Source organism: Ruegeria sp. MALMAid1280, from assembly GCF_049195285.1.
GTDB lineage: Bacteria > Pseudomonadota > Alphaproteobacteria > Rhodobacterales > Rhodobacteraceae > Ruegeria.
Map to the genome: position 1 here is coordinate 168263 of NZ_JBMIRT010000041.1, position 19816 is coordinate 188078.

19 protein-coding genes are annotated in these 19816 nt (G+C 60.7%); 14 read left to right on the plus strand and 5 right to left on the minus strand.

The window, feature by feature from the left end; translation table 11 throughout:
- The first annotated feature begins 73 nt into the window (after positions 1 to 73).
- The 13 genes from mdh to ACOQFT_RS07050 all read left to right on the plus strand — a co-directional run bounded on the left by mdh (position 74) and on the right by ACOQFT_RS07050 (position 13366).
- Positions 74 to 1036, plus strand: coding sequence for a malate dehydrogenase (gene mdh / locus ACOQFT_RS06990; RefSeq protein WP_421597229.1), 963 nt, complete (start codon positions 74 to 76; stop codon positions 1034 to 1036).
- Between the two features lie 592 nt (positions 1037 to 1628).
- The gene (sucC, locus tag ACOQFT_RS06995; RefSeq protein WP_421597230.1) at positions 1629 to 2822 is read left to right on the plus strand and encodes an ADP-forming succinate--CoA ligase subunit beta; all 1194 of its coding nucleotides are present in this window, start codon (positions 1629 to 1631) and stop codon (positions 2820 to 2822) included.
- Positions 2823 to 2826: 4 nt separating this feature from the next.
- Entirely contained in the window at positions 2827 to 3321 is a 495-nt protein-coding gene (locus tag ACOQFT_RS07000; RefSeq protein WP_421597231.1) for a hypothetical protein, read from the plus strand.
- Positions 3321 to 4202, plus strand: coding sequence for a succinate--CoA ligase subunit alpha (gene sucD / locus ACOQFT_RS07005; RefSeq protein WP_170350627.1), 882 nt, complete (start codon positions 3321 to 3323; stop codon positions 4200 to 4202). Before ACOQFT_RS07000 ends, sucD begins: the two co-directional genes overlap by 1 nt.
- 19 nt (positions 4203 to 4221) lie before the next feature.
- On the plus strand, positions 4222 to 4767 hold the full coding sequence (locus ACOQFT_RS07010; protein WP_421597232.1) for a DUF805 domain-containing protein: 546 nt from the start codon (positions 4222 to 4224) through the stop codon (positions 4765 to 4767).
- On the plus strand, positions 4764 to 5306 hold the full coding sequence (locus ACOQFT_RS07015) for a DUF805 domain-containing protein (RefSeq protein ID WP_421597233.1): 543 nt from the start codon (positions 4764 to 4766) through the stop codon (positions 5304 to 5306). Before ACOQFT_RS07010 ends, ACOQFT_RS07015 begins: the two co-directional genes overlap by 4 nt.
- The gene (locus ACOQFT_RS07020; protein WP_421597234.1) at positions 5303 to 8260 is read left to right on the plus strand and encodes a 2-oxoglutarate dehydrogenase E1 component; all 2958 of its coding nucleotides are present in this window, start codon (positions 5303 to 5305) and stop codon (positions 8258 to 8260) included. The genes ACOQFT_RS07015 and ACOQFT_RS07020 overlap by 4 nt, the downstream gene beginning before the upstream one ends.
- A 2-nt stretch (positions 8261 to 8262) precedes the next feature.
- The gene (gene odhB / locus ACOQFT_RS07025; RefSeq protein WP_421597235.1) at positions 8263 to 9756 is read left to right on the plus strand and encodes a 2-oxoglutarate dehydrogenase complex dihydrolipoyllysine-residue succinyltransferase; all 1494 of its coding nucleotides are present in this window, start codon (positions 8263 to 8265) and stop codon (positions 9754 to 9756) included.
- A gap of 2 nt (positions 9757 to 9758) precedes the next feature.
- Positions 9759 to 10028, plus strand: a complete 270-nt coding sequence (locus ACOQFT_RS07030) for a hypothetical protein (RefSeq protein WP_421597236.1) — start codon at positions 9759 to 9761, stop codon at positions 10026 to 10028.
- Positions 10029 to 10209: 181 nt separating this feature from the next.
- Complete coding sequence (locus tag ACOQFT_RS07035) at positions 10210 to 10473, plus strand: hypothetical protein (protein WP_421597237.1); 264 nt, start codon at positions 10210 to 10212, stop codon at positions 10471 to 10473.
- The gene (locus tag ACOQFT_RS07040) at positions 10470 to 10862 is read left to right on the plus strand and encodes an MAPEG family protein (protein ID WP_421597238.1); all 393 of its coding nucleotides are present in this window, start codon (positions 10470 to 10472) and stop codon (positions 10860 to 10862) included. The genes ACOQFT_RS07035 and ACOQFT_RS07040 overlap by 4 nt, the downstream gene beginning before the upstream one ends.
- 105 nt (positions 10863 to 10967) lie before the next feature.
- Positions 10968 to 12356: a dihydrolipoyl dehydrogenase gene (gene lpdA / locus ACOQFT_RS07045; RefSeq protein ID WP_421597239.1), complete on the plus strand. Its 1389-nt coding sequence runs from the start codon at positions 10968 to 10970 to the stop codon at positions 12354 to 12356.
- Positions 12357 to 12517: 161 nt separating this feature from the next.
- Positions 12518 to 13366 (plus strand): TerB family tellurite resistance protein, encoded by an 849-nt coding sequence (locus ACOQFT_RS07050; RefSeq protein ID WP_421597240.1) that lies wholly within the window; start codon positions 12518 to 12520, stop codon positions 13364 to 13366.
- Between the two features lies 1 nt (position 13367).
- On the opposite strand, the gene ACOQFT_RS07055 is transcribed toward ACOQFT_RS07050, so the two are convergent.
- The 4 genes from ACOQFT_RS07055 to ACOQFT_RS07070 are packed head-to-tail and all read right to left on the minus strand — an operon-like array spanning position 13368 to position 16273.
- The gene (locus tag ACOQFT_RS07055) at positions 13368 to 13973 is read right to left on the minus strand and encodes a pyridoxamine 5'-phosphate oxidase family protein (protein ID WP_421597241.1); all 606 of its coding nucleotides are present in this window, start codon (positions 13971 to 13973) and stop codon (positions 13368 to 13370) included.
- A complete protein-coding gene (locus ACOQFT_RS07060) occupies positions 13960 to 14700 on the minus strand; it encodes a lysophospholipid acyltransferase family protein (RefSeq protein WP_421597242.1) in 741 nt (246 codons plus the stop codon). Before ACOQFT_RS07060 ends, ACOQFT_RS07055 begins: the two co-directional genes overlap by 14 nt.
- On the minus strand, positions 14700 to 15599 hold the full coding sequence (locus tag ACOQFT_RS07065) for a cell division protein FtsX (protein WP_421597243.1): 900 nt from the start codon (positions 15597 to 15599) through the stop codon (positions 14700 to 14702). The genes ACOQFT_RS07060 and ACOQFT_RS07065 overlap by 1 nt, the downstream gene beginning before the upstream one ends.
- Positions 15596 to 16273: a cell division ATP-binding protein FtsE gene (locus ACOQFT_RS07070; RefSeq protein ID WP_421597244.1), complete on the minus strand. Its 678-nt coding sequence runs from the start codon at positions 16271 to 16273 to the stop codon at positions 15596 to 15598. Before ACOQFT_RS07070 ends, ACOQFT_RS07065 begins: the two co-directional genes overlap by 4 nt.
- A gap of 183 nt (positions 16274 to 16456) precedes the next feature.
- Here ACOQFT_RS07070 and ACOQFT_RS07075 point away from each other — a divergent pair, with 183 nt between their 5' ends.
- On the plus strand, positions 16457 to 17236 hold the full coding sequence (locus tag ACOQFT_RS07075) for a zinc-ribbon domain-containing protein (protein WP_421597245.1): 780 nt from the start codon (positions 16457 to 16459) through the stop codon (positions 17234 to 17236).
- An 18-nt stretch (positions 17237 to 17254) separates the two neighbouring features.
- Here ACOQFT_RS07075 and ACOQFT_RS07080 read toward each other — a convergent pair whose 3' ends face one another.
- Positions 17255 to 19798 carry a TIGR02302 family protein gene (locus ACOQFT_RS07080; protein WP_421597246.1) on the minus strand — a complete coding sequence of 848 codons (2544 nt, stop codon included), beginning with the start codon at positions 19796 to 19798 and terminating at the stop codon, positions 17255 to 17257.
- Between the last annotated feature and the right edge of the window lie 18 nt (positions 19799 to 19816).

The window sequence follows — 19816 nt, forward strand, 5'->3', positions numbered from 1 at the left end:
GCATAACCCTTGCGCGAAAGCCATTTACCGACTAGCACAACCGCGATTTCAAAACCGACCGGAGATTTTCCAAATGGCCAGACCCAAGATCGCGCTGATCGGCGCAGGTCAGATCGGCGGCACGCTCGCCCACCTCGCAGCAATGAAAGAACTTGGTGACGTTGTCCTGTTCGACATCGCCGAAGGCATCCCGGAAGGCAAGGCGCTGGACATCGCTGAATCCGGCCCGTCCGAAGGTTTTGACGCCGCCCTGAAAGGCACCCAGTCCTACGAGGACATCGCAGGCGCAGACGTCTGCATTGTAACCGCAGGCGTGCCGCGCAAGCCGGGCATGAGCCGCGACGACCTGCTGGGCATCAACCTGAAGGTCATGAAATCGGTCGGTGAAGGTATCGCCGCCAATGCTCCCGATGCATTCGTCATCTGCATCACCAACCCGCTGGACGCGATGGTCTGGGCTCTGCGCGAGTTCTCGGGCCTGCCCCACAACAAGGTCTGCGGCATGGCAGGCGTTCTTGACTCGGGCCGCTTCGCCCACTTCCTGTCGGAAGAGTTCAACGTGTCGATGCGCGACGTGACCGCATTCGTTCTGGGCGGCCACGGCGACACCATGGTGCCGTCGGTTCGTTACTCGACCGTCGCGGGTATCCCGCTGCCCGATCTGGTCGAGATGGGCTGGACGACACAAGAGAAGCTGGACGCGATCGTGCAGCGCACCCGTGACGGCGGCGCCGAGATCGTCGGTCTGCTGAAGACCGGTTCGGCCTTCTATGCTCCGGCGACATCGGCAATCGAAATGGCGGAAGCCTACCTGAAAGACCAGAAACGCGTTCTACCCTGCGCCGCCTATTGTGACGGTGAACTGGGTGTTGAAGGCATGTATGTGGGCGTGCCCACCGTGATCGGCGCGGGCGGCATTGAGCGTGTCGTCGACATCAAACTGAACGAAGAAGAGCAGGCTGGTTTCGACAATTCGGTCAACGCCGTGAAGGGCCTGATCGAAGCGTGCAAGGGCATCGACAGCTCGCTGTCTTAACGACACACGCATTGAATGCAAGATTAAGTGCGCCGGGGCAACTCGGCGCGTTTTTTTACAAATCATATAGTTACGAAGAAACTTCTTGCGATTGCGTCGCTCACCATCGCCACGGGCCTGCCACCCAAACGCCGCCACCGACATTGACGGAATGCGTTGTGGTCGTTCTGCCGCAGCCTCTATACCAATATGGGATTGGTCATGGGTGTAACCGTGTTTATTGGAACCAGGCTGGATGGGTTCTCGGATCCTGCACCGATTGATTTGGTGTCCTAGATTCACAGACAGGATGCAATCCCTTATGCAGGCAAAGGCCCAGAGATCACCAATGCGAACTGGCTGGCCTTCCAGCAGATGACGCCGGGTAATGCGGGAAGCTTCGCGCTCTGTTTCAGATGGCATGCCGACCGCCTTGGGGATTCTGTCAGCCAGATTCGAATCTGATACAGGCTTTGTGATCACACCCCAAAAAGCTGTGATCACAAAAGTGAAAAATCTTCGCTAAAAACCGCATTGGCATAAAAAAACCCTTTATAAATGCCCCGTAGACACCTCTATAACGGTGTAATCGTAGTCAGACGGGACAGTTTCGATGAACATTCACGAATATCAGGCCAAAGCTCTTCTTCGCAGCTATGGCGCACCGGTCTCCGAAGGTCGCGCGGTTCTGCGCGCCGAGGAAGCCAAAACCGCAGCCGGTGAACTGGATGGCCCCCTGTGGGTTGTCAAAGCGCAAATCCATGCGGGCGGCCGCGGCAAGGGCTCGTTCAAGGAATCCGACGCCGGTGAAAAAGGCGGTGTGCGTCTGACCAAATCGGTGGAAGAAGCCGCCGAAGAAGCGAAAAAGATGCTGGGCCGCACGCTGGTGACGCATCAGACCGGCCCGGCGGGCAAGCAGGTCAACCGCATCTATATCGAGGCCGGTTCCGGCATCGAGCGCGAGCTGTACCTGGCCCTGCTGGTGGATCGTCAGACCAGCCGCATCTCGTTCGTCTGCTCGACCGAAGGCGGCATGGATATCGAAGAGGTGGCTGCTGCCACGCCTGAGAAAATCCTGTCCTTCTCGGTTGACCCGGCCACCGGTTATCAGCCCTATCACGGCCGCCGCATCGCCTTCTCGCTGGGTCTGCAGGGCGCGCAGGTCAAGCAGTGTGTCAAGCTGATGGGTCAGCTGTATTCCGCCTTCGTCGAGAAGGACATGGAGATGCTGGAGATCAACCCGCTGATCATCTCGGACAGCGGCGACCTCAAGGTGCTGGACGCCAAGGTTGGCTTTGACGGCAACGCGGTCTACCGCCACCCCGATATTGCCGAGCTGCGCGACACGACCGAAGAAGACCCCAAGGAACTGGAAGCCAGCAAATACGACCTGAACTACATCGCGCTGGACGGTGAGATCGGCTGCATGGTGAACGGTGCCGGTCTGGCGATGGCGACGATGGACATCATCAAGCTCTATGGGGCCGAGCCTGCCAACTTCCTCGACGTGGGTGGCGGTGCCACCAAAGAGAAAGTGACCGAAGCGTTCAAGATCATCACCAGCGACCCGCAGGTCAAAGGCATTCTGGTCAACATCTTCGGCGGTATCATGCGCTGTGACGTCATCGCCGAGGGCGTTGTCGCCGCGGTGAAAGAGGTCGGCCTGCAGGTCCCGCTGGTCGTGCGTCTGGAAGGCACGAATGTCGAGAAAGGCAAAGAGATCATCAATACCTCTGGCCTGGACGTGATCGCGGCGGACAACCTCAAAGACGGTGCCGAGAAGATCGTGAAGGCGGTTAAGGGGTAAGCTCGTGCAAAAGCACCTAACCTCTACTTTCGCTGCGCTTCTTAGCATCTGCTTCGCGCTTCCAGCCGAAGCAGATAGTCAAGAAAAGGCCGTGGAAGCCTGCAAGTACTTTTTGCAGGATGTCTTCAATAGAAATTCACCGCGCGTTTTGATTAAGCCTTCCTTCTCAGAACCTGTTTTTCCAGCAGGTGGAGCAAGGTTGGAGCGTTACCTAAGCATCCACTTTGAATTAGTGACCGCTGATGAAGGCGAGTTCGAAGACAAGGATCGTTTTGACGACTTCAACGTTGGGATATTCGAGTTTGAGCAGGAGGTTGAGATGTCCATTGCCTGCTTGACTGATTTGATTGACCAAAGAGTGCTCACAATCGGAATAGGGGCTCCGACAGTCGGTCTCAACCCGACCCTACCGTCGTTCGTAAAAGACCAAACGCGCACATCGAATTATCGCATCACCTACTTTGATGTAGGCAGCGAAGTACACCAAGGAAAATTCTAATGGCAGTCCTCATCGACGAAAACACCAAAGTGATCTGTCAGGGCTTTACCGGCTCGCAGGGCACATTCCACTCTGAACAGGCCATCGCTTATGGCACCAAGATGGTCGGCGGTGTGACCCCCGGCAAAGGCGGGATGACGCATCTTGACCTGCCCGTGTTCAACTCGGTCCACGAAGCCAAGCACGTGACCGAAGCCAATGCCTCTGTGATCTATGTGCCGCCGCCCTTCGCGGCTGACTCGATCCTCGAAGCGATTGACGCCGAGATGGAAGTGATCGTCTGCATCACCGAAGGCATCCCGGTTCTGGACATGATGAAGGTGAAGCGCGCGCTGGAAGGCTCAAGCTCGCGCCTGATCGGCCCGAACTGCCCCGGTGTCATCACACCCGACGCCTGCAAGATCGGCATCATGCCCGGTCACATCCACAAGCGCGGCTCGGTCGGCGTTGTGTCGCGTTCGGGCACCCTGACCTATGAGGCCGTCAAGCAGACCACCGATGTGGGTCTGGGCCAGTCCACCTGCGTTGGCATCGGCGGCGACCCGATCAAAGGCACCGAGCATATCGACGTGCTGGAATGGTTTCTGGCCGATGACGAAACCGAGTCGATCATCATGATCGGTGAGATCGGTGGCTCGGCCGAGGAAGAAGCCGCGCAGTTCCTGGCGGATGAGGCCAAGAAGGGCCGCAAAAAGCCGACCGCCGGTTTCATCGCAGGTCGCACAGCCCCTCCGGGCCGCCGCATGGGCCACGCGGGCGCCATCGTCGCCGGTGGCAAGGGCGGTGCCGAGGACAAGATCGAAGCCATGCGCTCGGCCGGTATCGTCGTGGCCGAAAGCCCGGCGCAGCTGGGCGAGGCTGTGCTGGAAGCGATTGGTTGATAGGAATCAGCGCATAGCTATGCAGTTTAGTGTCAAAACACTTCTGTCATTTTCCGGGCGGGCCTCCCGCTCGGAATACTGGATGTATGTGACTCCGATACTGTTGTTGCTGTTAGCTGCTCTGACATTCGATCTATTGGCTCTTGGTCCGACGACTTATCAAGAGTTTACCACGACTACAGATTTGCTGACCGGTGAACAGACGCACGAGATATCCAATGTCACTGATTACAGCCCTCGAATTGGAAGCCTTGTTGTGTCGCTTTTGGTCCTCGCACCTTTTGCGGCAATGCTCACACGTCGAGTGCACGATATTGGATTCCCGGGTTGGTATGCTTGGCTCGCGCTTTTTCTAGCTTTTTTCTTTGGCCCTATGCTGTCCTTTTTTGTGGGTCTGTTAGGGCTGATATCGGTGAAAATAGCTTTGATTTTTGCTTTCCTGCTAGGGGTACCACAACTCGCGCTTTCGCTCTTGGGATTCGTAGTAATCGTATTGTGGGGCACAACTCCTTCTGAACCCGGAACCAACGAATACGGGCCAAATGCTTCGGAGTTAACCGCATGACCTTCTCCGACGCCATCCGCACCTGTTTCGCCAAGTTCTTCACATTCTCGGGTCGGGCCTCGCGGCCCGAATACTGGTTCTTTTTCCTGTTCATCGTGATCTGGAACATCATCGCCGGGATCATCGACTGGCAGTTCTTCACTCAGGTCTCAGTCAGCCAGAGCGATGAGGTGAAATCCGTCACCGCCACGTCCTCGGCACCGGTCCAGAGCATTGTGACGCTGATCGTATTCATCCCACATCTGACTGTTGCATGGCGGCGGATGCATGATACCGGGCGCAGCGGGCTATATGCCTTGCTGCCGATCCTTTTGATCCTCGGCGCTGGCGCGGTTCTGATCTTCGGCATCGGCCTCGCGTCCCATTTCCAGCATGGCGGCAATCTGGACATCCTGTTCACCCGCGCCACTTTGCTGGTCGTCCTTCCGACACTGCTGATCCTGTTTGTGTCGCCCCTCCTGGTTCTGTGGTGGCTGACCCGCCCGTCGCAACCAGGCACCAACCAATACGGTCCCAACCCATATGAGGTAGCCCAATGACCGAACATACGCCCAATTCCGCGTTCCACGCCTCGAGCTTTATGCAGGGGCACAATGCCGAGTATCTGGAGCAGCTTTACGCCCAGTACACCAAGAACCCCGGCGCGGTGGATGCCGCCTGGGCCGAGTTCTTCAAGGCCATGGGTGACGCCACACCGGACGTCCAGAAAGAGGCCGAGGGGCCGTCCTGGGCGCGCACCGACTGGCCGCCGATGCCGGCGGATGATCTGACCGGCGCGCTGACCGGCGAATGGGCCGAGATCGACGCCAAGGCGGCGGGCAAGAAGATCAAGGACAAGGCCGCCGCCAAGGGCGTTGAGGTCAGCGATGACCAGATCAAGCGCGCGGTGCTGGACAGTCTGCGGGCGCTGATGCTGATCCGGGCCTATCGCATCCGGGGCCATCTGGCCGCTGATCTGGACCCGTTGGGCATGCGCGCCGCCAGCAATCATCCTGAGCTGGACCCCAGGACCTATGGCTTTACCGAAACCGACATGGACCGTCCGATCTTTATCGACAACGTGCTGGGCCTGCAGATGGCCAGCATGCGTCAGATCGTCGAGATCGTGAAGCGGACTTATTGCGGCACTTTCGCGCTGCAATACATGCACATCTCGGATCCCGAACAGGCCGCCTGGCTGAAGGAACGGATCGAAGGTTATGGCAAAGAAATCCAGTTCACCAAGGAAGGCCGCAAGGCGATCCTGAACAAGATGGTCGAGGCCGAAGGTTTCGAGAAATTCCTGCATGTCAAATACATGGGCACCAAGCGGTTCGGCCTGGACGGCGGTGAGGCGCTGATCCCAGCGATGGAGCAGATCATCAAGCGCGGTGGCGCCTTGGGGATCAAGGACATCGTCATTGGTATGCCGCACCGTGGTCGTCTGAACATCCTGGCCAATGTGATGCGCAAGCCGTACCGCGCGATCTTCAATGAATTCCAGGGCGGCAGCTTCAAGCCCGAGGACGTGGATGGATCGGGCGACGTGAAATACCACCTCGGCGCTTCCAGCGACCGGGAATTCGATGGCAACCGCGTGCACCTGTCGCTGACCGCAAACCCCTCGCACCTTGAGGCGGTAAACCCGGTGGTGCTGGGCAAGGTCCGCGCCAAGCAAGATCAGCTGAACGACACCGACCGCACCGCAGTTATGGGCATCCTGCTGCACGGCGACGCGGCCTTTGCCGGTCAAGGTGTCGTGGCCGAAGGGTTCGGTCTGTCCGGCCTACGCGGCCACAGGACCGGCGGCACCATGCATATCGTGGTCAACAACCAGATCGGTTTCACCACCGCGCCGCATTTCTCGCGCTCCAGCCCGTATCCCACCGATATCGCGCTGATGGTCGAGGCACCGATCTTCCACGTGAACGGTGACGACCCCGAGGCTGTGACACACGCAGCCAAGGTGGCGACGGAATTCCGTCAGAAGTTCCACAAGGACGTGGTCATCGACATCTTCTGCTATCGTCGGTTTGGTCACAACGAGGGCGACGAGCCCATGTTCACCAACCCGATCATGTACAAGAAGATCAAGACGCATAAGACCACGCTGTCGTTGTACACCGAACGTCTGGTCAAGGACGGCCTGATCCCCGAAGGCGAGATCGAGGACATGAAAGCCGCCTTCCAGGCCCATCTGAATGATGAGTTCGAGGCCGGCAAAGACTATAAACCCAACAAGGCCGACTGGCTGGACGGGCGCTGGTCGCATCTGGACAAGAACAAAGAAGAATACGTGCGCGGCGAAACCGCGATCACACCGGAAACCCTGGCCGAGATCGGCAAGGCGCTGACACACGCCCCCGAGGATGTCGCGCTGCACAAGACCGTTGGCCGTCTTCTGGACCACAAAAAGCAAATGTTCGACAACGGCAAAGGCTTTGACTGGGCCACCGGTGAGGCACTGGCCTTTGGATCGCTGCTGACCGAAGGATTCCCGGTGCGCCTGTCCGGTCAGGACGCTACGCGCGGCACGTTCAGCCAGCGTCACTCGGGCTTTGTCCACCAGGAAAACGAAGAGCGGTATTATCCGCTGAACAACATCCGCGCGGGCCAGTCGAAATACGAAGTGATCGACTCGATGCTGTCGGAATACGCGGTGCTGGGTTTCGAATACGGCTTTTCGCTGGCCGAACCCAACGCGCTGACCCTTTGGGAGGCCCAGTTTGGTGACTTCGCCAACGGTGCGCAGATCATGTTCGACCAGTTCATCAGCTCTGGCGAAAGCAAATGGCTGCGGATGTCCGGTCTGGTCTGCCTGCTGCCGCACGGGTTCGAAGGGCAAGGCCCCGAGCACAGCTCGGCACGTCTGGAACGGTTCCTGCAGATGTGCGGTCAGGACAACTGGATCGTGGCAAACTGTACGACGCCCGCGAACTATTTCCACATCCTGCGCCGTCAGCTGCACCGCACCTTCCGCAAGCCGCTGATCCTGGTGACGCCGAAATCGCTGCTGCGCCACAAGCTGGCTGTCAGCACGGCCAATCAGTTTACCACCGGGTCAAGCTTCCACCGGGTGCTGTGGGACGACGCGCAACAGGGCAATTCCGAGACCAAGCTGGTCAAGGACGACAAGATCAAACGTGTCGTGATGTGTTCCGGCAAGGTCTATTATGATTTGCTGGAAGAGCGTGACGCCCGCGGGATCGACGATGTCTACCTGATGCGGATCGAGCAGTTCTACCCCTTCCCCGCCCACTCACTGATTAATGAGCTTGAGCGTTTCAAAGGGGCCGAGATGGTCTGGTGCCAGGAAGAACCCAAGAACCAGGGTGCCTGGACCTTTATCGAACCCAATATCGAATGGGTCCTGACCCGCATCAAAGCCAAACACACACGGCCCCGCTATGTCGGTCGCGCCACATCGGCCTCGCCCGCGACGGGTCTGGCCAGCCAACACAAAGCCCAACAAGAAGCGCTGGTGAACGAAGCGCTGAGCATTGAAGGAAAGTAATGATGTCCATTGAAGTTCGTGTTCCCACGCTGGGCGAATCCGTCACCGAAGCCACGGTTGCGACCTGGTTCAAGAAACCCGGTGATGCCGTGGCCGTGGATGAGATGCTGTGTGAGCTTGAAACCGACAAGGTGACCGTCGAGGTTCCCTCGCCCGCTGCGGGCGTGATGGGCGAGATCGTGGCCGCCGAAGGTGAAACCGTCGGCGTCGATGCGCTGCTGGCAACCATCGCCGCAGGCGAAAGCGCCGCCCCTGCCGCTGCTGCCCCCGCAGCCAAGGCCGCCCCGGCCGCAAGCGCAGGCAGCGTCGACGTGATAGTGCCCACCCTGGGCGAGTCGGTCACCGAAGCCACCGTGGCCACCTGGTTCAAACAGGTTGGCGATGCCGTCGCGCAGGACGAGATGCTGTGTGAACTGGAAACCGACAAGGTCTCGGTCGAAGTTCCCGCCCCGGCCGCTGGCGTGCTGGCGGAAATCGTGGCGCCCGAGGGCACCACCGTGGATGCTTCGGCCAAGCTGGCGGTGATCTCGGGCGCGGGTGCCGTAGCCGCCCCTGCCGCGGCACCGGCAGCAGCCGCCGCACCGGTGGCAACCACCGGCAAGGACGTGGCCAATGCGCCCTCGGCGGAAAAAGCGATGGCCGAGGCCGGTCTGTCCGCAGGTCAGGTCACAGGCACTGGTCGCGATGGCCGCATTATGAAAGAGGACGTGGCCCGCGCCGTGGCAACCGCTGCCGCCCCGGCCCCGGCTCCGGCCCCTGCATCTGCACCGCGCGCGCCTGTCGCAGCCGATGATGCGGCGCGTGAGGAACGGGTCAAGATGACCCGCCTGCGCCAGACCATCGCCAAGCGTCTGAAGGACAGCCAGAACACCGCCGCCATGCTGACCACCTATAACGAGGTGGACATGACCGAGGTGATGGCCCTGCGCAGCCAGTACAAGGACCAGTTCGAGAAGAAGCACGGCGTGCGTCTGGGCTTTATGTCCTTTTTCACCAAGGCTTGCTGCCACGCGCTGAAGGAAGTGCCCGAGGTGAACGCGGAAATCGACGGCACCGACATCGTCTACAAGAATTTCGTTCACATGGGCGTTGCCGCCGGTACGCCCACCGGCCTGGTGGTTCCGGTCATCCGCGATGCCGACAGCATGTCCTTCGCCGCGATCGAGAAAGCCATCGCCGAGAAGGGCAAGCGCGCCCGCGAAGGCAAGCTGTCCATGGCCGAGATGCAGGGCGGCACCTTCACCATCTCGAACGGTGGTGTTTATGGCTCGCTGATGTCGTCGCCGATCCTGAACCCCCCGCAATCGGGTATTCTGGGGATGCACAAGATTCAGGACCGCCCGATGGCGATCAACGGTGAGGTCGTGATCCGTCCGATGATGTATCTGGCCCTGTCCTATGACCACCGGATCGTTGACGGCAAAGGTGCGGTGACCTTCCTTGTTCGTGTAAAAGAGGCGCTGGAAGATCCGCGCCGCCTGTTGATGGATCTGTAATCATGGCAACACATGTATTGTGGCAGGCCGATGTGGCCGATTTCGGAGCCTGGCTGAAAGTGTTCCGCGAGGACAAGCCGATGCGCAAGGCTGCGGGTATCCGCGACCTGCATGTCTGGCGCGACCCGGACCAGCGCGACCATGCCATCGCCATGTTCGAGGTAACGAACCTGGAAAAGGCGCGAGCCTTTTTCGGATCCGAAGAGCTGGCGATGCACCACGAACGGGGCGGCATCGCGCATATCACGATCAAGCTGCTGGAACCGGTGTGACCGGGATACCGCTGAACATGCTCTGTCAAGTTGCAAATAAGAGGCCCGTGTTTTGGTAAGAGATACTATGACAGAGCGGCTTAGGTTCCTCGCAAAACCGCTTGTTGCCATCCTCTCGGCAAGATCGTGGCTTTTTGTCAGGGTTGCCTGTGTTTCTCGATCCTGGTCGGGAGTCGTGACAGTGGTCCGCTACACCGGCGCATACTCCGCCGTCTTGGCGGTCATTGTCACGCTTGCCGTTCTCAGCGGGTCCGGGGCGGATGTCGCGACGGTGCCGGGGGATATTGGCGCGGGCATTTTGCATGGGCTTTTTGCCGGCAAGGTCGATCCGTCGATGAGCCACCCGCGGACGAATCCCTTGCCGGGAAGTTGCCTGGCACTGGGCTGCATCCTGTTGACGGCCTCAGTTCTCATTGACAGGCAACGCCGGAGGGACACGTCATGACCTTGCCTTTGTGGGGACTGACTGTTCTGTCCATTCTCGCCCTGGTTCATGTGAGCATTGACAGTTTTCTATTGAAACTGTGCGCCGGAAATGCCTGGACAGCCGGGCCGCGCGACCGGGTGGTCGAGCGCAGCATGTTGGCGGGACGAGCGCGGCGGGCGCTGGTTAACTTTCTGGAAACTGCGCCGGTTTTCATCAGCCTGGCGCTGGTTGTCGAACTTTCCGGCTTGCAGGGGCCGCTGATTGCGGGCGGGCTCTATGTGTATCTCGCCGGTCGCGCCCTGTATTTGCCGGCCTATCTGAGCGGGGTGCCCTATCTACGCACCGCCATCTGGCTGGCCGCAACCAGCGGTCTGGCCGCCATGCTTGCGGGGATTCTGTTGGCATGAACCCCATTTTCACCATATTCACCGGCGCAGTGAACCCACGCTGCATTTGCGGCCGTATAGTGCCGCATCCCCGGACCACCCCAATTGAGACGAAAGGACCTGACAATGGCATCCTATGACGTGATCGTAATCGGCGCCGGCCCCGGCGGCTATGTCTGCGCCATCCGCTGCGCCCAGCTGGGCCTGAAAACCGCGGTGGTCGAAGGCCGCGAGACGCTGGGCGGCACCTGTCTGAACGTGGGCTGTATCCCGTCCAAGGCGCTGCTGCATGCCAGCCATCAACTGCATGAGGCCGAGCACAACTTTGCCAAGATGGGCCTGAAGGGCAAAAGCCCGTCGGTCGATTGGAAACAGATGCAGGTCTATAAGCAAGATGTGGTCGATTCCAACACCAAGGGCATCGAGTTTCTGTTCAAAAAGAACAAGATCGACTGGCTGAAAGGCTGGGGCTCGATCCCCGAGGCGGGCAAGGTCAAGGTCGGCGACGAGGTGCATGAGACCAAGAACATCATCATCGCCTCGGGGTCCGAACCGGCCTCGCTGCCAGGCGTTGAGGTCGATGAAAAGGTCGTCGTGACCTCGACCGGTGCGCTGTCACTGGGCAAGATCCCGAAGAAGATGGTCGTCATCGGTGCGGGCGTGATCGGTCTGGAACTGGGCTCGGTCTATCAGCGGCTGGGGGCCGAGGTCACCGTGATCGAGTTTCTTGACGCGATCACCCCGGGCATGGACCCCGAGGTGCAGAAGACCTTCCAGCGGATTCTTAAAAAGCAGGGCATGAAATTCGTCATGGGCGCGGCGGTGCAAAAGACCGAAGCCACCAAGACCAAGGCTAAGGTCACCTACAAGCTGCGCAAGGATGACAGCGAGCATGTGATCGACGCCGACACCGTACTGGTCGCCACCGGCCGCAAGCCGTTCTCGGACGGGCTGGGCCTTGAAGCCTTGGGCGTTGAGATGACCCCGCGCGGTCAGATCAAGGTTGGCTCCGACTGGCAGACCAACGTACCGGGCATCTATGCCATCGGCGACGTCACCGAAGGCCCGATGCTGGCTCACAAGGCTGAAGACGAAGGCATGGCCGCCGCCGAGCAGGTCGCGGGCAAGCATGGCCACGTGAACTATAGTGTCATTCCGGGCGTGATCTACACCTGGCCCGAAGTGGCGAATGTGGGCGAGACCGAAGAAACGCTCAAGGCTGCGGGCCGCGATTACAAGGTCGGCAAGTTCATGTTCATGGGCAATGGCCGCGCCAAGGCAAACTTTGCCACCGATGGCTTTGTCAAGATGCTCGCCGACAAGGAAACCGACCGCATTCTGGGCTGCCACATCATCGGCCCGGGTGCAGGGGACCTGATCCACGAGGTCTGCGTTGCGATGGAATTCGGCGCCTCGGCCGAGGATCTGGCCCTGACCTGCCACGCCCACCCGACCTATTCGGAAGCGGTGCGCGAAGCCGCGCTGGCTTGCGGCGACGGTCCAATCCACAGCTGATCCTGCTGCAAAAGGAAACCAGAAAGGCGGGCTCAGCAGTCCGCCTTTTTTCTGCCGTTGCATCGCCTTAGTTTTGTTACCGTAAAAGTTGATCAATCAACCGTGATTGCCGGACCTGAATCGGCACAGACGATTGAAACGTAACATTTATTGAGGCTGAAATGCGGTTTGCACTTCTCTGCGCGGCGGCGCTGTTATTCACAATGTTCTCAGGTCAGGACGCCCAGGCAGGCCGCGCCGGCGGCGTCTGGGGCACGGCCGAACAGATGAGCCTTGTCGCTGAGACCGATGTCGCGGACAATTCCGGTCAAACGCTGGCCTTGTGCCATTTGACCAAGAAAACTCACATCATGTTCGCCGGTGTGTGGCGCAGTTCGATCGGCTATGTCATGGCCCCGAACAAATGCGACAGCGACAGCTATTACTCGGTGAACGCCGAACAGTTGACGTTGGGCAAAGTTGTAGGGACCTACCCTGCGGACCTGCCCGATCAACCCTCGATGTCAATCGCCGACATGATCTCGGGGTTTTGGGGTCTGGGTGTCGTTGCGGTGTTTCTGATCGTTGCCGGATTGAAATCTGCTGTTCAAGCCAAGCGCACGGCGCAGCGGCATGCACAGATGGGCGATGTCCATCCGGCGGCCCTGCGGGCGATGGATGCGATGTGCCACGCCGCAAAGGCGGATGGTACGCTGGACCCTTCCGAGGTCACCATGATGGCCGATATCGCCAAGCAGATGACCGGTGAAACTTTTGACGAGGCCCGCATCCGCCGCATGTTCGACATGGCCGAGGCCAAACCGACCGAGGCCCAGTTCGCGGCCTTTGGCACCGGGTTGACCTCGGATCAGAAACGCATGGTGCTGCAGGCCACGCTGATGATCGCAGCCGCGGACGGCCATATGGATCAGGATGAGGCCCTTTTCGCTCAGAAACTGGCACGCGGTTTGGGGATCAATGTGGACGAATTCATGACGATGTTTCAGGCCATGAACGCCAAACCGGCCTGATTTACCACATGGTCTTTGCGGCGCGCGGGGCCCATTCGGCATCGTAACGCGCGCCGCCTTCTTCCCCTTCGCTCACCTCGGCCAGAATTTCGCCCATGGTGGGGAGGTCGGCACTTTCGTCGCCCGCGCTCCAGATGCGGGCACGCATCATCGCGCGGGCGCATTGGGTGTAAATCTCGGAAATTTCGATGACCGCAACGGTGGCGGGCAGTTTGCCGTTCTTCTCGAATCGGGCGCGCAGGGCGGCGTCTGCCGTCAGCCGCGCCTGTCCGTTTACGCGGACGACATTGTTGGACCCGGGCACCAGAAACATCAGCGCCACGCGCGGGTCCCGCACGATATTGCGTAGGGAATCCAACCGGTTGTTGCCACGCCAATCCGGCAGGGCCAGCGTCTTGGGATCAAGTTCCAGCACCGCCGGGCCGTCATCCCCGCGCGGGCTGCCATCGGTGCCTTCGGGGCCGACCGTACTGAGGATGCACAGGCGCGAGGCCATGATCCACTTGCGATACAGCGGCGTCAGGCTGTGTGCCACCTTGCGCAAAGAGGGTGCTGCGGGCGTGCCATAAAGTCCTTCGAGCGTTTCGATATCTTCAATGAATTCCATCCGGGTCAAATCCCACTTCTTTCATCAATGCGTCAGACCGTGTCTCGATCACGTCTTCCAGCCGTTGCAGGAAGTCCTTGCGGCCAACGCCCGGTTCGATCGGATCGAGGAAATCGACAATCGCCAGTCCGGGTTTGCGCAAAACGCCCGTGCGCGGCCAGAAAACACCGGCGTTGGTCGCCACCGGAACGCAGGGAAACCCAAGGCCTTCATACAGAACCGCCGTGCCCACCTTGTAGGGACGATGCACCCCCGGTGCGACGCGGGTGCCCTGCGGGTAGATGACCAACTGGCCGGGCTCGGCGAATTCCTTCGAGACGTCCTTGACCATCTTGGCCACAGCCGCACCCTTTTTACCGCGATCCACCGGGATACAGCCAAGGCGGCGCGCATACATGCCGATGACCGGGGTCCAGAGCAGCTCCCTTTTCATGATGAACTTGCCATGCGGCACCGCATCGAAAATGATGATGATATCGAGGAAGGACTGATGCTTGGCCCCAACCACAACCTCACCCGTGGGCACGGCACCACGAACTTCGGTGCGGATGCCGACCATCCAGCGGGCCAGCCACATGGTTGTGCGGGCATAGGTCTTGCAGGCTTGTAGCGCGCCGCGTTTGGTCAGCAGCGCATAAGGGGCAAACACGATGCCCAGGATCAGCATCCAAGTATAGATCACGATCATGAAGATCAGCGAACGAACCCATTGAAACGCTGTGGCCATCAAGAAAGCTCCTTCAATTTGCGGCTGGCGGCGGTCCAGGTAGCCAGAAAGGCGACGGCGGCCCCCAATACGGGGATCAGCGCGGGCAACAGCCAACCTGCACCCTGAAAGCCCAGACCGGTCAGAAAACCGCCCTCGTCCGAGGCTTCGGGCAGCAGCAGTACGCCGGTCATCCCCAGCAGAACGCCGACAACGGCGCCGAAAAACGCGCGATAAGTAAAGCGACGGACAAAGGCACGGGCGATAAAGCGGTCGCGGGCGCCAACAAGGCGCAGCACTTCGATAATCTGCGCGTTGGCCGCCAGCGATGCATTGGCGGCAAGCGTGATCATGGCCGCCGTAGCGCCACCGATCAGCAGGATCGAGACCCAACCCAATCGCCGCAGCGACATGGCCGCATCCACCAGCGGCTCGCGCCAGCGGGTATGATCATCCAGCACCGCGCCCGGCACTTCGGCCCCCAGCCGCAAACGCAGGCCGGTCGCGTCAAGCCCGGGCTCGCCTTCAATAATCTCGATCAGTTGCGGTATGGGCAGCGTGTCCAGCGGCAGGTCAGGGCCGAACCATGGCGACAGCAGGGCGGCTTGTTCTTCAGCCGTCAGCGCCCGGGCCGAGGCGACGCCGGGGGTCTGACCAAGTACAGCCAAGGCGGCGTCGGTCTGGGCCGCAAGCTGTTCAGCCGGGGCGTTGATGCGCAGGGTGGCAGCGCCAGCCAGTTCGGACGCCCAGCGGTCTGCCAACCGGCCCGATGCCAACGACAACGCAAGCGCAAATACGGCCAGGAATGCCATTGCGCCCGACACGAACAGGGTCAGTTGGGCCGTATAGCCCGAAGGCGGTACCACGCGGTCGGCACGTTTGTCCCTTGCCAGGAGGCTGCGAATGGTACCCTTGCTCATAGATCTGCCCCCGCCAGTTGAATCTGGCGCTGCGAAATCCGCAAAACCCGCGCCTGAACCTGGCTTTTGGCAGCGCGGATCAAACTAAGATCATGGGTGGCAATCAAAACGGTTTTGCCCATCTTGTTCAGTTCGACCAGCAGGCGCAGCAGACGCTGCGACATCTCCCAGTCCACATTGCCGGTTGGTTCATCGGCCAGCACCACGTCTGGCGAAAGGATCACGGCGCGCGCCAATGCGGCGCGCTGACGTTCACCCCCCGACAGCTCGGGCGGATGCGCATCAAGCCGTGCGCCCAGTCCAACCCAGCTGAGCAATTCTGTCAGATCGTCTTTTTGGGCGTTTTCGCCCTTCCCAGAAACCATCAGCGGCAAGGCGACATTTTCCGCAAGTGTCATATGGTCCAGAAAGTGGCAGTCCTGATGCACGACCCCGATCCGGCGTCGCAACAGGGCCATCTGATCGCGATCAAGCCTTGCCACGTCCTGCTCAAAGGCGCTCAGCCGTCCCGAAGTGGGTAACAACGCACCGTAGCACAGCTTGAGCAGGGTGGTCTTTCCCGCGCCAGAGGGTCCGGTCAGAAAATGGAACGACCCCGGCTGCAGCTGAAGCGATACATCACTCAACAACTCACCATCACCATAAGTGTAGCTGACATTTTCCAGCTCGATCACAGGGGCCCCCGTCTTAGTTGCCGCCCTTCTTGCCCGAGCGCGGTGGTGGTTTCAATGCCTGCACCGGGTCGAATTGGTGACACTTGTGCCGTGAAACCGAAAACACCCTTTGCGGTCGTGTATTAACGGAATAACATCCCTGAAAAAACTATTATCAGGTCGAGGTTCCGACCAGGAGGCAGCATGCGTCTTACGTGTCCGAATTGCAGCGCCCAGTACGAGGTGCCAGACGAGGTCATTCCCGAAGAAGGCCGCGATGTGCAGTGTTCGAATTGCGAGAATACGTGGTTTCAGGCCAAGCACCCGGATCAGCCCGCCGCGGCGGCCGAACCAGTCGTCGAGGACACGCCTGCTGAGCCCGAACCCGCTGAGGCCGCGGCGGAGCCTGACACCGAAGTGAAAGTTGAACCCCAGCCTGAGCCCACACCCGTGCCCGAGGCTGCGCCCGAGCCCGAAGCCGCGGCGGAACCTGAAAAACCTGCGGCGACCGGGAATGTCGACCCTGCGGTTGCCAGTATCCTCAAAGAAGAGGCCGCCCGCGAGGCTGATCTGCGCGCGCAGGAAGGCGGCAGCCTTGAAACCCAGCCCGATCTGGCGCTGGATACCCCGCCCGAACCCGAACCTGACCCGGAACGCGCTATCAAAGAACTGACGGCCACCGAGACCGCCGAAGATGCGGGGCAGAAGGATGCGCTGCCGGATGTCGAGGCGATCAATTCCAGCCTGCGCAGCGATGATGCCCCAGCGGCAGAGGACGCCGCCCCGCACAAATCCGGCGGGTTCATGCGTGGTTTTGCGGCGATCCTGATTGTCGGAATTTTGCTGATGCTGATCTATGGCAATGCGCAGAAAATCAGTCAGGCTGTTCCACAGGCCGATCCGATCCTGGAACCCTATGTGACGATGGTGGACCAGGCGCGGCTCTGGCTTGAAGTGCAGGCCTCGGGCACGGCGCAGAACTGATCCGGTTTCGGGGCGGGGCTAGAACCGCTCCAGCAGCCGCTTGAGGTATTCCAACTCGATCTGAGGACGATCCGTCTCGCCGGTGCGGCGGCGGATTTCGTCCAGCAATTCACGGGCGCGGCGATATACGTCTTCGCCCTGCAGCATATTGTCATCGGTCGAGATCGACCCGTTGGTGCCCGGGTTGCGGCCCAGCGGATCACGGTTGTTGGCCTGCATGTCGCCATCCTGCGTACCCTGACCGGGTTGGTTCTGCTGGTTCTGGGCCAATGCCTCGCCCAGTGACCGCATCCCTTCCCGCAGGGCTTCCATCGCCTCGGACTGACGGTCGATTGCCTCGGCCAAATCGTCACTGCGCAGGGCTTCTTCGGCCTCGTCCATGGCGCGGCCCGCGCGGCCCAGCGCATCACGTGCGGCCTCGCCTTCGGGCGATCCCGCACCGGGCAGGCTTTGCTGTTGACGGCCCAGCTCGTCCCGCAGGTCCTGCTGGCGATCGGCCAGCGATCCCTGACCCTGCTGGTTGCCCTCAGACTGATCGGACCCTTGCCCCTGACCGCCTTGACCCTCATGGCTCTGACCCCGGCCCAGACCGCCGCTGCGGCCCTCGTTGCCTTCGCTTTCACCGGCCTGCGCGCCGGGATTGAACTGCTCCTGCAGATCGCGGAAGGCCTGATCGCTGAGCCCTTGCTGTTCCCGCAGCGTTTCGGCCAATCCTTCCATGGCTTGCTGGCCTTCGGATTGCTGGCCCTGACCCTGCCCCTGAGTGACGCGCATGTTCTCCATCATCTGCTGGAACTCTTCCAGCGCCTGCTGCGCCTCGGCCATGCGGCCCTGTTCCATCAGTTCCTGAATGCGGTCCATCATCCGCTGCAGGTCGTCCTGAGTCATCTGCAGGGTTTCGCCGTTCTGGCCTTGCTGGTTCTCGTCGAACTCACCGTTTTCCTGCGCCAGACGCTGCAGCTGGCGCATATAGTCCTCCGTCGCCTCGCGCAGTTCCTGCATCAGCTCGGCAATCTCCTCGTCCGAGGCGCCGTTCTTCATCGCCTCGGACAGGCGTTCCTGCGCCCGGCGCATCCGTTCCAGCGCATCGGCCAGCGTGCCCTCTTCGATGATGACCGCCAGATCCCACAAGGCCTGCGCGATCTCTTCCTGCTGCTTGGGCTTCAGGTCGTATTTGGTGAACGCCTCAAGCCGACGCAGGGTGACGCGCAGGCGCAGATAGGCGGTGTCCGAGCGGAAGAACCCCTCGGGCAGATGCGAGACCGCACGCAGCAATTGGGCAACCCGCGGGGCGTTGTCCCGCGACCACAGCAGGTCGCGGCGCTGTTCGATTACCGCTGCGGCCAGCGGATCAAAGAACCGCCGCGCGGGCAGCTTGGTCAAATAGGGTTCGGACTGGCTTTCCTGATCCGCCGCATCCCGTGCCGTCAGGGTGATTGTCACCGGCAGATGCGCCCAGGGATGCTGCGAGAAGTCCTCGATCAAATCCTCGGTGAAATCGGCCCGGTCACCGGTGATCGGCATCGGCAGTTCCACCTCGATCGCCTCGCGCGCCTCGGGGGCAATGGTCAGGCCATAGCGGCGGTCTACCGCGGACAGGTCCAGCCTGATCGTTGCGCTGCCGGATACCACGCCATAATCGTCACTGGCGGCAAAGGGCAGCTTCATCTGCCCGCCCGCCTCGGCCTCGGCCACATCCGCGACACCGATGCTGGGCGCGGTATCCTGAACCACATCCAACGACCAGTCGCGCCCGGACGGGCCTGCGATCCTCAGCTGGCCGGACCGTTCGACCACAAAGTCCTGTTCCGGCTCGGTCGCGTCCTGAGTACCCAGAGGCGTGGTTGTTTCCGTCAGACTATGGGCGCCAACCTCTCCGTAGAAACGAAGAGTGATGCGGCTGCCCTGCGGGATCGACAGCGTCGGATCGGCCTGATCCGCCAGGTAGAGCGTCGGCAGGCCGGTATAGCGCGGCGGCTCAACCCAACCCTCCCAACTTGGTCCTTGGCCTGCGATGGCCGCGCCCGGAGTCATCTCGGCCACCGAGCCGATGCGCCAGAACGAGCCGAACAAGCCCGCAATCACCAGCGCCAACAGGGCAGAGTACCGCAAGGCGTAGGGGTCGCGGTCGGCCAGTCGCAAATCCGGTTTGACCGGATCGGCCTGCGCCGCCCGCCGCGCCATCCGTTTCTGGTGCGCGTGCCACAGGGCAACCGAATCCGCATCCATCGCGCCAATGGCCTGATCGTCCATCAGCGCCTGAATCGGACGGCCAGGCAATGATGCATCCAGCCGCATCAGCGCTTCGGCCCGTGATGGCACATGGAATCGCCGCACACCCAGGATCAGCGCCGCAAGCAGCCCCAAAAGGGCCAGCGCGCCCACAATCCAGACCAGTTCGACCGGAACATGATCCTGCAGCCCAAGCATCAAAGCGGCCAGAATCGCCATGGACCCCGAGAAAAACGGCCAGAAGGCGCGCAAAACCTGCTCGGCCAGCATCCCTGCATGCGTCAGCCACAGGGACGGTCTTGGGATCGGCAGGTTCGGTCTTGCGGTCAAGGCGGGCCTCCGTCAGCG